The organism is Nitrosopumilaceae archaeon, assembly GCA_035631875.1.
Taxonomy (GTDB): domain Archaea; phylum Thermoproteota; class Nitrososphaeria; order Nitrososphaerales; family Nitrosopumilaceae; genus TA-20.
Window position 1 is genome coordinate 353,763 of the sequence record DASQHX010000009.1, and the last position, 14,362, is coordinate 368,124.

General features: G+C 33.9%; 14 protein-coding genes. 4 read left to right on the top strand and 10 right to left on the bottom strand.

Annotated elements, in window-relative coordinates; genetic code table 11:
• Position 1: 1 nt before the first annotated feature.
• Complete coding sequence (gene tmk, locus VEU72_04010; GenBank protein ID HYL66297.1) at positions 2-580, bottom strand: dTMP kinase; 579 nt, start codon at positions 578-580, stop codon at positions 2-4.
• 100 nt (positions 581-680) lie between these two features.
• Between tmk and hsp14 the strand changes: the two genes are divergently transcribed.
• Entirely contained in the window at positions 681-1,046 is a 366-nt protein-coding gene (hsp14, locus tag VEU72_04015; GenBank protein ID HYL66298.1) for an archaeal heat shock protein Hsp14, read from the top strand.
• Here hsp14 and VEU72_04020 read toward each other — a convergent pair whose 3' ends face one another.
• From VEU72_04020 to VEU72_04040, 5 genes are read right to left on the bottom strand one after another with little or no spacing between them, the layout of a single operon-like run.
• Entirely contained in the window at positions 1,047-2,561 is a 1,515-nt protein-coding gene (locus tag VEU72_04020; protein HYL66299.1) for an AarF/ABC1/UbiB kinase family protein, read from the bottom strand. It abuts the gene before it with no gap.
• Positions 2,562-2,586: 25 nt separating this feature from the next.
• Positions 2,587-3,003 (bottom strand): hypothetical protein, encoded by a 417-nt coding sequence (locus VEU72_04025; protein HYL66300.1) that lies wholly within the window; start codon positions 3,001-3,003, stop codon positions 2,587-2,589.
• 30 nt (positions 3,004-3,033) lie between these two features.
• Entirely contained in the window at positions 3,034-4,683 is a 1,650-nt protein-coding gene (locus VEU72_04030; protein ID HYL66301.1) for a hypothetical protein, read from the bottom strand.
• The gene (locus VEU72_04035; protein HYL66302.1) at positions 4,680-5,384 is read right to left on the bottom strand and encodes an ABC transporter ATP-binding protein; all 705 of its coding nucleotides are present in this window, start codon (positions 5,382-5,384) and stop codon (positions 4,680-4,682) included. The genes VEU72_04030 and VEU72_04035 overlap by 4 nt, the downstream gene beginning before the upstream one ends.
• Entirely contained in the window at positions 5,377-6,573 is a 1,197-nt protein-coding gene (locus VEU72_04040) for an FtsX-like permease family protein (GenBank protein ID HYL66303.1), read from the bottom strand. The genes VEU72_04035 and VEU72_04040 overlap by 8 nt, the downstream gene beginning before the upstream one ends.
• A gap of 116 nt (positions 6,574-6,689) precedes the next feature.
• Between VEU72_04040 and VEU72_04045 the strand changes: the two genes are divergently transcribed.
• Together VEU72_04045 and VEU72_04050 are read left to right on the top strand one after the other, a co-directional pair.
• Entirely contained in the window at positions 6,690-7,595 is a 906-nt protein-coding gene (locus tag VEU72_04045) for an AsnC family transcriptional regulator (protein HYL66304.1), read from the top strand.
• A 27-nt stretch (positions 7,596-7,622) separates the two neighbouring features.
• A complete protein-coding gene (locus VEU72_04050; GenBank protein HYL66305.1) occupies positions 7,623-8,132 on the top strand; it encodes an NUDIX hydrolase in 510 nt (169 codons plus the stop codon).
• A gap of 24 nt (positions 8,133-8,156) precedes the next feature.
• Here VEU72_04050 and VEU72_04055 read toward each other — a convergent pair whose 3' ends face one another.
• The 3 genes from VEU72_04055 to VEU72_04065 form a co-directional block, all read right to left on the bottom strand.
• On the bottom strand, positions 8,157-9,368 hold the full coding sequence (locus tag VEU72_04055) for a plastocyanin/azurin family copper-binding protein (protein ID HYL66306.1): 1,212 nt from the start codon (positions 9,366-9,368) through the stop codon (positions 8,157-8,159).
• A 75-nt stretch (positions 9,369-9,443) separates the two neighbouring features.
• Positions 9,444-10,628, bottom strand: coding sequence for a hypothetical protein (locus VEU72_04060; GenBank protein HYL66307.1), 1,185 nt, complete (start codon positions 10,626-10,628; stop codon positions 9,444-9,446).
• Positions 10,621-11,382, bottom strand: a complete 762-nt coding sequence (locus VEU72_04065; protein HYL66308.1) for an Lrp/AsnC family transcriptional regulator — start codon at positions 11,380-11,382, stop codon at positions 10,621-10,623. The genes VEU72_04060 and VEU72_04065 overlap by 8 nt, the downstream gene beginning before the upstream one ends.
• A 495-nt stretch (positions 11,383-11,877) precedes the next feature.
• Here VEU72_04065 and VEU72_04070 point away from each other — a divergent pair, with 495 nt between their 5' ends.
• Positions 11,878-12,549 (top strand): hypothetical protein, encoded by a 672-nt coding sequence (locus VEU72_04070; protein HYL66309.1) that lies wholly within the window; start codon positions 11,878-11,880, stop codon positions 12,547-12,549.
• A gap of 40 nt (positions 12,550-12,589) precedes the next feature.
• Here the strand turns inward: VEU72_04070 and VEU72_04075 are convergent, their stop codons facing one another.
• Positions 12,590-14,230 carry a fibronectin type III domain-containing protein gene (locus tag VEU72_04075; GenBank protein ID HYL66310.1) on the bottom strand — a complete coding sequence of 547 codons (1,641 nt, stop codon included), beginning with the start codon at positions 14,228-14,230 and terminating at the stop codon, positions 12,590-12,592.
• Positions 14,231-14,362: the final 132 nt, after the last annotated feature.

The window sequence follows — 14,362 nt, forward strand, 5'->3', positions numbered from 1 at the left end:
TTTATTTTATATATTTTAGAGCTATTTCCTTGACAGCCTTGTGTACTTGTTCTTGAGTTTGTGATGCATTTACTATTTTCCATCCAAACTTTTTTGCTAATGTTCTATAAGTATAAATTATTTTTTTTGCAAATTCTTTGTCTTTTTCAAATTTATCACGTAGAGTTTTTTTACGTAAAAATGAATCTTTTGATTTTACATCAAGAAGAATTACCAGATTTTCTTTTGGAAGACCTGAATCAAGATTTAAAAGCCATTTTAGATCTTGACCATTTGCCTTGCCATAGACTAAATTAGATTGATAATATCTATTCATTATCAAAATATAATTTTTAGATAATGCATCTTGTATTTCTTTTAATTTTTCCCACCTGTTTGCAGCAAGTAAACAATGTATTACTTGGGGAGGAAATTTTCGTTTCCCACTAAGATAGTATTTGATTTCTTTTCCTATTTGTGTGGTATAATCAGGAAAGCTAAAAATTTTGCATTTTAATTTTTTTGCTTTCAAAAATTTTGCTAAAAGTTCGGATTGAGTTCTTTTTCCTGCTTGATCAAACCCTTCAATAACTATAATCATTTGATTGTAATTAAATTATGAAGTAGATAAATTATGAATCTACTATAAGGTTTATAACTAAAAAAGACTTTATTATATCAAAATGGGCTTGGTACGTTATATGGCAAAAGAAGTCATGAAAGAAATAGGCAATAAATCCAGAGAATTTTATGAATTTGTACTTCCGCCAATAGATATACAGCTTGAAAATGATAACATCATAGTAACTGTTGATCTTCCAGGTTTTGACAAAAAGGATATCAAATTAAGAATACGTGGAAACATCCTTTCAATTAATGCAACACGAGAGACTGACCATGATGGAACAGTAATCTGGCATCAACGACCACATGCAATTGATAAAAAAATCCGACTTCCAGTTGATGTAAATGAAGGTGAAGATCTTGAGGGTTCTGCAAAATACCACAACGGTGTTCTTACTCTAAAGATTCCAGTAAAACACGGTAAAGATATTGCAATAGAATAACTAATGTTTTTGCATTAAAACTGTTGTTAAAATTATAACTACGGAACCAATCATTCCAAGCTCTCCTACAAGTTGATTGTTTCCATAAAGTATTGTTGAGCCTACAAATACAGCTGCGGAAAGTATGCTTCCAGAAAACAAAATGTTTCTAGATGATTTTTTCGGTTGGTATTGAGCAGTTCTTTTTTCTTCAAGATATTGTTTGAGTTCAGGTGCAATAGCAATTACATCATTGATTGATTTTACAAATTTACCAAACGAGATTTTCAGCTCTTCAATATATGCATCTTTAATGAGATTTTCTTCCTCCAATATATTTTGTAAAACATTGATGAACCTAAACTTGACTTTGTGAGTATGATAAATCCCTTCAAGTATAGATGCCATCCTCATGTAAAGCGCTAGATGCTTTGGGAGCTTAAATGGAAATCTGCTCATTGTCTTGTTTGCAAGATCCATTAGAGCTCTTACTTCCATTTTGTCTACTTTGGTTCCATGCATTGCCTGAATTGACATTGCGATTCCTTTTTCTATTACAGAACGATTGTAGCCAGGAAGCAGCATCCCAAGTTCATCCATTGCACTAACAGTTCGTGGAGGATCTTTTTCAACAAGAGATAGATACAGTCTGATTAGTTTGAGACGAGTTTCATTATCTAGTCTTCCTACCATTCCAAAATCATACAGAATCAAAGAACCGTCATTAGCCACAGATATGTTGCCAGGATGGGGATCAGCATGAAAGATGTTATGGTGTAAAAGCATTGTAAAAAATACCTTGTGTACTTTAACCACAAGCTGTGCTCTGTCTAACCCAATCTCATCAAGTGCTTTTACATTGGTTATCTTTATTCCAGGAATGTATTCCATAGTAAGTACATGTTCTGTGGAATGATCATCTATTACAGAAGGAATTATTACTTTGGGATATGAACGAAAATTTCTTTTAATTGTCTTTAGATTCTGAGATTCAATTCTATAATCCATTTCCTCATGTATTGTTTCGATAAATTGTGCAAGCATTGCTTCTGCCGAATATCGTAGATTGGGATCTATAAACTTCATTGCAACAGGAATAATTTTTTTAAGAACCCTAATGTCTTCTTCCACAATTTTGTCAATATTTGGTCTTCTTACTTTTATAATTACGTCCTTTTCCTTAATTTTGGCAAGATATACTTGACCAAGTGAAGCACCGGAAACAACATTGGTGTTGACATAATCAAAGTTTTGTTCTAGTGGTCCAAGATCTTTTTCTATGATTGGTTTTACTTGATCAAAAGGAGCAGCTGGTACATCGTCTTGAAGTTTTGCAAGCTCTTCCATATATGGTTGAGGTAAAATATCAGCTCTTGAAGAAAGCCATTGACCCAGTTTTATGTAAACAGGACCTAGTGACACAAAAGTATTGAGAACCTTGCGAGCATTTTTTTGATATCTTTCAACTTTGATATTTTTACCCTCTTTTCTAACCCACTCTCTTCTATCTTTTCTTAGAATCAAAATAAGAGGCAATAGTTTGAAAAAAATCTTTATTGTTCTAAGTTTTGAAATAGTATATTCCTCCTAAATTTTTAATCTTTTTAGTAAGAGAATATCCTATATAACCAAGTGCAACTGATGCCAAGAGACCTCCAAACAATGAGGTACCTTTTGCAAGCTTTGAATTATTTTGTATTTTGTATATTTGTGATGCAATTTGTTTTCCTCCAAAAAATGCCGATGCAAGACCAATCAAGACTTCAGGAGCATCTATTACAAGATGACCAAGCGGATCTTTGCGTGGATCAACCTCATCCATATGGACAAGATATTTATCGCCATATTCTCGTATGTGTAAATTACCATATCGATACTGTTTATTTGCACCATTTTTTTGTCCCAGTTTTGTTTCTTCAGCATCTCCAAGCATAAAAGGTCTAATTTCTTTTGGGACCTCAATTTCATCCCAAGTCATGAACAAAAATCATCCATACTAAATATAACTTTAGCTTGAATTTTGAATTACTTTCTTTGTGATTGAAAGTTTGGCTTTCCGTACCTTGAATATAGCTCCCCCTATTCCAGCAGCTATCGCGACAAGAATAATGAGTTGAAGTTGAGAATTGTCATTTGACTGAGGTGCTGGGTTTACCAAAGTTACGGTATCCTCTTGTGTTATTGCGTGTGGTTGCAAAAGTGAGTCTTTGTATGTCACAGTTACAACTACTTTGTTTTCTCCAAAAGTTGGATTACCTGTAAAATCAACTGGTATGTTAAATGGTGTAGGAGCATCAATATCTATGTCTCCAATATACTGGACTGATTCTTTGATATTTGAATTATCAATTGGAACTATAGTTACAGTAGCAAATTGTCCCTTGATATTTCCTTGGTTCAAAATATTTCCAATAATGTTTTGCTTGCCACCAATATTCATTACATCTATTCCATAAACTGAGACATCTATCACTGGTCTGATGTATGTAGCAAAGCTCTGCTTTTCTATAACTGTAGAACCATCTTTTGTATATTGTATGTTCACGTCAAAGTTGACAGCTTGATTTGATATGCTTTGGTCAGCAAATACAGGAATATTTAATGTGGTCTTTTCCAGTGGATTTATTTCGTTTACGAACCACCTGGGATCCTGTAGAATCTTAAGATCTGAAGAGCTTGGTGCAAGTGTAATTGATATATCAGATATTTTTGATGGAGAAAGATTTTCTAATCCAAGAGTAAGATTTTGCATAACTCCCATCAAGAGATAAGAAGGGGTAGAGAGTTTGACAACGAATGTTGAGCTTGCTGGTCCTACAATTAGGTCTACCAGTCTATTGGTTGTTACTTGATTTCCTTGCCCATCAAAGTATGTTACACCCAATGGTATGTGTAAGGTTTGACCCTCAACACTTTGTGGTACAAAAATATTAAATGAGAATGTGCTTGAGGACTGGGCAGCAACTGTTCCTATGTTCCAATGGTTTTGATCTATTACGATATTTTGTAAACCAGATGATCCAGAGGAGTTTGATTGTGGATTGAGTGTAATGTCTATATTGTTAAGGCCTGCGGTACCGTCGTTTGAGACGTGAACCGTGATCTGGTTGTTTGATGCAGGCTGGATGAATTGATTTTCTGCTTTCATATTTAGAACACTTTTTCCTGTGACTTTAAAGTCAAAGTCAAAGTAGTTAGTGTGAGCCCCATTTTCCCTTACTCTAGAATAGGTTACCTGAACCGTTCCAGTATAGGAATTGACGCTTGTATTTTTATCTACATTAACAAAGAATGTTAGGAAAAATGATGAACCGCTTGTTGCGACCTGAGTGTTGTCTGCCTCTATTAGACCTGCATTAGAATTGGCAACTGCCGGAGAAAATCCAACAGGCAAACTAAGTAGTCCCTTTATTCCTGCAATGTCCTCTGATCCTATATTTGAAAACACTATGGTAAGTGGTACATTCCTGTCTCCTGGTTGCACCTCAATTTTTCCTGAAGATGTGCCAAAATATGCGTCAAGAAATTTTATATCATTATAGGCATGTTCAAAAGGTGATACACCTGGTTCAATATGTTCTGGGGTAACTGCATAGCTTGGAATTATTATTTGTCCTAATAGAAATATGATAGCTATAGCAATGGTTTTGTAGATCAATTTATTGTTGGAACCTCCATCATTTCATCATCGACAATTCTTCCATCTTTAATTGTAATTATTTTATCAACGTCACCAAATTGTGGACGATCATGTGTTACTATTATGAAAGTATGTCCTAGTTTCCTATTAAGAGATTTCATTAACTGAACAGTTGTCTGTGCTGATAAGGAATCCAAATTTCCTGTTGGTTCATCAGCTAGAACTACTGTTGGTTTATTGATAAGAGATCTGCAAATAGCTACTCTTTGTGCTTGACCACCAGATACTTTGTTTGCATATTTGTTCATCTGATTTTCCAAGCCAACTGTCTTTAGCAATGACTTGGCTTCTTCAGTTGCGTTTGTATCTGTTCTTTGTATTTGTCTTGGAAGAATTACATTTTCTAGAACCGTTAAATCTGAAAGTAAATTTGAAAATTGAAAAATGAATCCAAGTTTGGAATTTCTAAATGATGAAATCTGGTTATCATTTAGATTAGAAGTATCTATTCCGTCGATGAGGACCTGACCATTTGTTGGTCTATCTAAAAGTCCAATCATGTTTAGTAGTGTTGATTTGCCAGAGCCTGAGCTACCCACAATTAAGATAAATTCGCCTTTTTTTACCGAAAATGAGACGTTTTTTAATGCATAAACAGCTGTTTCTGCTTCACCGAATATCTTGTCTACATTACGTACTTCTAGTACTGAATTAACCAAATCGCATTGCCTCCACGGGTTGTAGTTTTGTTGCCTTGTATGCAGGATAAATTGATGCCACTATAGCAAGTACAAATGCCAAAATGTCTGTCTGCAATATTCCAATCCAGTTGTAAGATACCTCTAAGGCCAAGCTGCCTTGAAATGTCAAATGTGTTTCTTTTGCATAAACGGTATATGCTACACCAAAAACTGTACCAAGACCAGCCCCAATGGCACCAATTACCATTCCTTGGAAGATGAATATTATCAGAATATCTTTTCTTCTAGAACCAATTGCTCTCATTATTCCAATCTCACGTGTCTTACTTGTGACTTGCATCATTTGTATGGTTACAACTGCAAAAGCAGATGACATCATGCCAAAGTATCCAACTAAATTAATTAATGCAATACCTGATCTGAATCCACTGAGTGTTTGTTCTGCAGATTCTTCAATTGTTTGAGCTTTAAAGTTGTCTGAACGAGTTGGAAATGCATTAAGAAAAAGATCCTTGACTACTTGATCTTTCGTTGGATCATTTAACCTAACCATGATTGATTGTGTTTCATGTGGTCTACCCAATATTTCTCGCAAAGTGTCAATATTTATTAAGACACCTTGATCAGCACCAACATTACCAGCACTTTGTGTAATTCCTACTATGGTAAATCGTTTCAGTTGGTCAATACCATTTTTATCTTTAAATTTTAATTTTACACTATCACCAACATGTGGATATCCAAGATCTCGATCTACTGAGGCTCCAAGAACAATAGAATTTCTTGAAGAAACATATTGTCCGTCTCCTCCAATTGTTTTATACAATGTTGATGCTTGCGTATCAAGAACCGGATCTACTCCAATTACTAGAACATTATAATCCCTAACTGTCTGTCCAGAACCTGTTGCGTTTATTGATGCATTAGATTCAAGTCTTGGCGTAGCAGCTTGTACATATGGAATTCTTTCAAGCCAGTTTACCAACATTTTGTCTGATTTTGTTATGAAATTCTCGTTTCTTGTAATATAGACATGTCCAAAATTGTAGTTTATTTCATCACGTACAATTGCATTATACAAACCCTGAAAAATTACAGAATTTACCTGTACTACCAAAATGGCAATTGAGACTGCGAGACTTGCTGCAATTAGACTACCTTTACGTCTTGTAATAAAACGCAAGCCTACCTTGGCCCTATAATCCATATAATTATTAAAATAGTCTGATATTTAATGGTTTAACCTAGTTCTCATTATAAATACGACAATTATATATTAAAGTTGTATGCTTTATACTAAATACATGGATAAGAGTAACATATATGGACAAAATTGACATACATATTCTCTCATACCTACTGAATAATTGTCGAATGCCAGACAGACAAATAGGAAATAATGTAGGTATATCTGGTGGAGCTGTAAAATCAAGAATTCAAAAAATGTTAGATAGAAAAATTATTGAAGAGTTTGCCCTAAAAATAGAACCACCTGTTTTGGGATATAGTGTTCTCTATTTTGTTGTAACAGGAACTGATTTGCAAGATATTTTAGATCAAGCTAAGCTAATTGGTGAACCATTTTTTGTAGTTCCATGTGTTGGAGGTGTGACTGTTTGCAGTATAGTTGTAAAAGGAGATCCAAATCAAAAAATGGAACTTGCAAAAAAAATATTGCAAGGCGTTAGGGTATTATCAATTTTTGAAGCAAAAAATCCTGGCATAAGATCGGATCTGACAAAGACTGATCTTGAAATTATAGAAATACTTCTACGAGATCCTAGATTAAAAATTGAAGATATTGCCAAGATAGCTAATCTTTCTACAAAAACTGTGACGCGTTCTCTTGATAAGCTACAAAATGATGAAGCAATACAGTTTACATTGTTATACAATCCTAAGGAAATGATAGGATACATACCATTTGCAATTCTTGTTGGGGTAGAAGGTAATGTTAAAAAAACACTACAAAATTTAGAAAAAGAATTTGGAAAGACATTTTTACAAAAACCCTTTGTAAACATGAATCAGATTGTATTATTTTTTTATAGCGACAACATTTTCAAGCTTGATGAACTGACTCAGTTGGTACAAAAAATTGACGGAGTACATTCTGTAGATCTCTTCATACCAAAGAAGATTTCATTTCCACAAAAATGGGTAATAGATAGTATCAATGAAGTAAAAACTTCAAAAAGACTCCATCTGTCATATCAGATACATTCATAATTGATTTCAGATTCATGAGTGTCTACCATGAAAAAGAAAATCTATGATGGCAAAGTTCTCTCATTGAGTCTCTATGATGTTTCAATTAACAAGCGTAAAGTGCGTCGAGAGGTAATTGAGCATAGAGGTGCTGCTGCAATGCTTGCAATTGAAAACGGTAAGGTGATTTTAGTAAAACAGCACCGTTTTCCACTCGGTTATGTATTAGAGATTCCTGCAGGAACATGTAACAAAGGGGAAAATCCACGAACATGCGCCTTCAGGGAATTAAAGGAAGAGACTGGTTATGAGGCAAAAAAGATGATTTCTCTGATAAAATATTACCCATCAATAGGATACAATACCGAAGTCATTCACTGTTTTGTCGCATCCGGGATTAAAAAAACTGGTAAACTTAAGCTAGATGAGGATGAAATACTATCAGTAGTAAAAATTGATTTGAAGAAAGTAGTAAAAATGATCTTGTCTGGAAAAATTGTGGATTCTAAAACAATCTGTGCAGTTTTGGCATACAACATGAAGAAAAGATTAGTTTAAAATCATTTTTCTAAAAATTGTAGATTATGTGACAATAATGTTTATTTTAAATAAAATTGAAGGCATGGCACATCTAGGAATTGAGTTTATACAGAGTGGATCACCTTGAGCAGTAAGTGTTGTAGTCCCAAGATTATGAGATTTATAAATTCCCTGAGCATCATTTATCACCATGATATTAACAACCCTGCTTACAATATTTTGATCGTTTATATTGATATTCCAATTGTAATTATTTCCAAGCTTCAAAAGGAAGTTTTCACCGTTTTTGAGATAAATTTCTTGGTTGTTTTGCGCTAGTGTCACAATTTGATTTGAAGTTTGATCAGATTGAGAAGTTGGCTGTGTAGTGGATTGTGTCCATCCTCTTGCAAAAAGTTTTGTTGCAGTATCAGACTTTACACAGGCGGGGGAACCGTCTTCTGTTTTTATTACAAGTATAAGGTCAGAGTTACATTGAACACTATCTACACTTATTCCTGATATGATTTGTTTTAGCGGAGTAGCAAGTGTGATTTGAGATACATTTGTTTTAGTGTAATTTTGTGATTCAAAAGCAATATCTGCTGAAGAAATAGAGCTTCTAGAGCCATATTGAGCATACACTTTGTACGTATTGTTAGATTTCCACAAACCGCCTCCAGCAGGTATGTTAGTTGAAAAATTATCACTAGATTCTGTCGCCACATGATTAATTGCTATTGCGATTCCTTGGGGATTTGTTATCCAAACAGTAACTTGTTCATGAGGGATAAAATTTGAAACTTTGCCAGAAATTAATATTGAATCACCATTTTGATATAATGATTTGTCAGTTGAGAAAGAAATTGTATCTATTGGTTGAATTGTTGAACCGCTCCCTACATTAACTACTCCTGTCATCCATGGATGAAATAGGCAATAATATCCAAAGACTCCTGTTTTGTCAAACTTGTATGAAAACGATTTGCCAGCAGTAATCACACCACTATCGATTCTTCCATCAAATCCAAGTGAAGTTGTACCTGTTGTTACTGTATGACTAGCAACATCATTGTTTTGCCAGGTTACTGTTTCATTTGTTTTTACATCAAGCACAGAAGGTGATAAGGAAAAAGGTGTGTTTGTATTAGCTGCACCAAGTGGTATGATAACTTGAGTATCAGCAAATGAGGGATGCATAAAAATACTAATACCTATTGCCAATATCAAGCCTAAAATACAAAATCTTATCTCAACCAATTCTAGATAATTCATCTTGATTTTATTTGAAGATTACTTACAAATCATTCGAATCAAAGATACGCAGTTACATCTTTATTTCAAATTAGCTTATGGCACTTGAGCTAATCCTATAATTGCTCTAGGAAACACATTTCTGCGTTGTTCTTCTGTCTTCAAATATTGTTCATAGCCTGTGACAGGTTGTAACGAGTTTTCATCCATAATCTTGTAATTTGATATCTTTGCTTTTTTGAATAGTTGTTCTAGATCATCTTTTGAAAACCATTTTGAATAAACGCCTTTTGTTGTTCGAAGTATAGAATTATTTTGATCTTGTTTTGAATTTATTATTTCTCCAACAGTTTGCTTTACTTCTCTACCATAGAATGTTTTTAATCCAAAATCTTTGAAGAGTTTTTTATTAAAAACTGAAACTATTATTGTACCATATGGCAAGGCCAATTTTTTCATTGCTTCTAATAATTGTATTTGCAAATCCATGTTTTCCTGATTACCCAATGTTTGAAAAGTGCATACGATTACTTTGTGAGTCCGATCAAGTGCTTGTTGATTAAGATTAAAGTTTTGGATGATACCTGTGATTGGAAATATCCTTTTGTTTAGATATTGACCTAGTCCATATTTTTTTAGTAATCGTGTAGAATGTGATGTCATTTCTTCTGAATAATCAATACCAATAATATTGCGCAAATTCTTGTCATACATCTCATCATACGTGTAAAGTGCAGCAGTTTCCGAATTTCTTTTCAATTCCTTGCATGAGTTAATGCTAATCTTTGATCCTAACCATATGAGGTATCTACCTGGGCCAGAACCAGCATCAATAAAAGTAACTTCTTTGTTTTTCAATAAATTATCCAGATAACTTGCTATGAAAATATCTTCAAATCGTTCGTAAGAGCGAGCTGACCATGCTGCATGTGTTGGATGAACTACATTTCTAAAGTATTGTTTTGCCATGTATTTGCTAGCCAGTATTCCTTTGACTAGATCTTGTTCATTTTTAGAAAGTTGATTCATATGAAATTTATCTTTGATTCTTCGTTCTAAAATTCCTCTTGTACAAATTTCTTTCCTTATTTTTGGTGGTAACAGATTTAGATAATCATTCTTAAAAGAATATGTTGAATTACATTTAGTACATTTAAGATCTAATTCTTCATGTTCTAATAATGAATTTTTATTTTTGAATTTTAAAGGAAAACTGCACATTGGACACATTGCTATTAAATTTTTATGAGTATGTGATGTCATCATTTGTAGCTCAAGCAATATCATCACTATCTTTTTTTCTAGTAATTTTTTGTTTTGAGGAACCTTCTTCTTTTATGTAAGTGTCATAAGTATGAAATACTTGTTTTATACTCTTCAAATATGTTTCAAAATTAGGAATTTTTATTGGTTCATAAAAATAGTTTGTGTGCACTTTGGTCAGATTATTTTTGGATAGTCCTACGCCTTCAAGTACATGAATGGGTTTACTATCAACCGAATGAACCCATCCAAGTGATCTGATTTTTTCTATAAATTCTTCAAAAAGAGTTAGCTCATTTGTAGCCATTCGCAAGATGAAATCATAGTTTTGACCTTCTCCCTGAACAAGGTCTATTGCTGTCACTATACCATATTCTCTGCTTATTTCAACTAAATTACCATACATCTCAGAGTATGGAATTACTCTTCGCTCAAAAAGTGGATTCTGCGATTTTATGAAAGTATACCATTGGTTATCAAATAATTTACTTGGATCTACTAGAATCCACTTTATTTTATCGTCTTTCTTACTGTCTTCTGTGTTATTATGCTCTATAATGACGCCTTTTTTTATGAGTTCATCTACTCTGTTTTTAACATTATCACGTGAAAGAACATAACCGTATTTTTCAAGATCCTTGTTTGCTGTATCAGGAGTCGCACCACTTTGTAATACATGAAGAATAAGTAAATCAAGAGGGCCAATACCGTTCTTGGTCATGTTTTTCACAGGCACTACATTGTCAGGACTATCTGTATTCCTACCTACCATGCTCATAAACTGCTAAACTAATGTTAAAAATATTTACTACACTTTTGTCACAAAAATGCTGAACCAGTGTTTTTACGCACGATGCTTTGCTCACAAAAGTACAATTCTCGGATTTTTTGTTGCAAAAAGTGTTCTAATAGATTTATAATTTTTCAGCCAAGTATGACCATGACATCAATACCAACAATTGAACGCATTGAAAAATCGCAATGCCGCACATGTTCACAAAATTGTACAAAATTATGTGTGACTTGTGGATGTGCCTTTTGCAATAGGCATCTACTCTCACATTCTGAAGGATGTGGTAACCAATATCACAAAATCATCCGCACAATCCTTCGAGATGATATTAAGAATGGTTTGATAAATGTGCTGGAAGTAGTGTTGCGGTCTTTATGATAACAGGAGAATACAAAAAATCCCCTGATGAGTCCGTGAAACTCGGACGAAACAACATTGTTTGTTGTCGGGAGAAACCAGAGAGGTGAAAATAGAATGATTGAAACCATAGAAAATAAAGAAATGCAAACTAACAACAAAAGTAAGAAAATGAATAAGACAGGTCAACTATGCGTTTTTGCAAGTGTTTTTGCAGTGCTAATAGTTGTAACAAATTTTGGATTTGCTTGGGCTGATACTGGAGCAAACAACACCAATACAATATTAGCTACAGATGCCATAAAGAACAACCCCACAGAAATGAAAATTCTTGAAAACATAGAATTATTCAAGCAAAGATATGCTGCAATGCAACAAAAACAACAGATAGTAGATCAGCAAAACCAGTTCATAGAGCAACAACGTAAAATTGCAAATGCGTATTTGCAAAATGATCTTGAGGGTATGAATAACGGAAATGATCTAACTGCTCCAAAGAATGCATATGCAGGCTTTGTAACGCATGTAGACAACTCTGCACAGAGTCTTTTTTGGGATCAATTTAATTTCATGCAACAAAAGATTCAGAATGCAAGAAATGCAATGAATCAAGTGCTTAGAAATGGTGGTACCATGCAAGAGGCTTTACAGGCATACAATAATGAAGCTGCAGTCCACAAAGATCAACTGGTAAGCATCAACAAGGACTTAAATGTCAAATACAATCTTGCAGATGCAAAAGTCCAGAGCTTATTCAATAAGGATGGAAAGCTGAGCAGAAACGCATAAACCCCAATTTTTTAATTAATTTTTGTTTATTTAGACATATTTAGCCATGAGCCATATCATCAAGTTGAATTTTTTTTAGAACTCTCTTACCGCTCTTAACATTAATCAATGGATTATTTCCAAATTCATCAGGTAATCTTACTACCAAAATACTGCCCTCATAGACGTGCCTTGGTTTATCTATTTTTGTGTCAGTCCAAACACACGTAACACCTGAACATAAGATAATGCAGTCTTCTATTGTAGGACCACTATTTCTAATTCTTATATGTTGAATTCCATCTTCAATTATCTTTTCCAATGTAAAGTAGTATTCTTTTGCTATTTTTTTTGCAACTTTTGTTTTAACAAACCAAGTTATGATACCTATTACTCCAGATGCTATTACTGATGTAGCTACACCCCATAATAGTCCAATATTGGGACTGTTAGTGTTATTTGGAATTGGTGGAGTATAGTTGTATGTCTGTTGTGGAGATGTAGTTTCTTGAGGAGAATGAATTGTTTGATATCTAAGAAGACCTGACAGGTTATTGTTTATGGTGTTTGTTGTTTCTGTTACATTAGAAATTAAACTTCTAGGATCTTTTATTACTATTAGTTGCTGATAATCACTTTGTGTTATTATAACAGCTGTTAGTGTGGTTCCATCAGATGCTGTAAAGTCAAATTTCACATTCATCACAGGTTGTGGTGTTGGTGTAGGTTGTGAAGATGTTGTAGTTGGCGGAGGTGTAGTTTGAGATATAGGCTGTAGTGATTGAAGTGTAATTGCTGAAGCTTCGTTTGATGGATTACTAATCGTATGATCAGAATAAATTGCTGATACCCGGTAGGTGTAAGTAGTGCCAGTCTTCAGACTCACTATTGAATATTTTGTAGTGTCATTACCTGTATTATCATCTATTATGACATAATCTCCTGGAGCTCGTTTCAAGTCTATTTTATAACCAATTATGGATTGTTGATAGTTCTCTATTGGAGGAAGCCAAGAAAGGTTGATCTGAGTTGGAGAGACTGCTTGTGCCATAAGTGGTCCAGGTACTGAAGTTGGGCTTAAATGATAATTCTGGTATGTTAGAATTCCAGCCAAATCATTAGTTATTGTTTCGGTTGTTGGTAATGCATTAGAAATTATACTTCTAGGATTTTTTTCATATTGCAATTGTTGATAATCACTTTGTGTTATTATAACAGCTGTTAGTGTGGTTCCGTCAGATGGTGTAAAATCAAATTTTACGTTTGTAATTGGTGATGTAAGTGATGGAGTTGGTGGAGGTGCAGATGTTGTGGTTGGAGTTGCAGATGCTGCATTTGATGGATCTGTACTAGTATCATCATGGTAAACTGCTGATACTCTGTAAGTGTAAGTAGTATCAGTTGTCAATCCAGTCAAAGAATACGTAGTAATTATTCTGTTTGTGTTTGCTACTAATGTAAAATAGTTACCACCGCCTAATCTCTGTTCAATTTTATAACCAATGATAGTTTTTCCATAGTTTTCTGTCGGTGCATTCCATGAAAGATTGATCTGAGTTGGAGAGACTGCTGTTGCAGTTAGATCTGTTGGGCGTTCTGTTGGAGTTGGTGTCATTGCATGAGCAATATTTGGTGTAACAGCCCAAATTCCAATCATAACAAAAAAGACAGCTGTGGGGACAAAAAATTGACTAAATTTCATTCATCATGTATTTTATGAGGTTAAATAAATTGATCACGATTCAGACGTTCTATTGTCTTGAATTGAACTTTGAGTTCTTGTCCTTTACATTTTGGACATTTTTCACATATTCAAGTGACGTTTGAATTCTGA

Bases quoted from the DNA above. Each gene is read 5' to 3' on its own strand.
- tmk (HYL66297.1), bottom strand. From the start codon at position 580: ATGATTATAGTTATTGAAGGGTTTGATCAAGCAGGAAAAAGAACTCAA.
- hsp14 (HYL66298.1), top strand. From the start codon at position 681: ATGGCAAAAGAAGTCATGAAAGAAATAGGCAATAAATCCAGAGAATTT.
- VEU72_04025 (HYL66300.1), bottom strand. From the start codon at position 3,003: ATGACTTGGGATGAAATTGAGGTCCCAAAAGAAATTAGACCTTTTATG.
- VEU72_04040 (HYL66303.1), bottom strand. From the start codon at position 6,573: ATGGATTATAGGGCCAAGGTAGGCTTGCGTTTTATTACAAGACGTAAA.
- VEU72_04045 (HYL66304.1), top strand. From the start codon at position 6,690: ATGGACAAAATTGACATACATATTCTCTCATACCTACTGAATAATTGT.
- VEU72_04050 (HYL66305.1), top strand. From the start codon at position 7,623: ATGAAAAAGAAAATCTATGATGGCAAAGTTCTCTCATTGAGTCTCTAT.
- VEU72_04055 (HYL66306.1), bottom strand. From the start codon at position 9,368: ATGAATTATCTAGAATTGGTTGAGATAAGATTTTGTATTTTAGGCTTG.
- VEU72_04065 (HYL66308.1), bottom strand. From the start codon at position 11,382: ATGGTAGGTAGGAATACAGATAGTCCTGACAATGTAGTGCCTGTGAAA.
- VEU72_04070 (HYL66309.1), top strand. From the start codon at position 11,878: ATGATTGAAACCATAGAAAATAAAGAAATGCAAACTAACAACAAAAGT.
- VEU72_04075 (HYL66310.1), bottom strand. From the start codon at position 14,230: ATGAAATTTAGTCAATTTTTTGTCCCCACAGCTGTCTTTTTTGTTATG.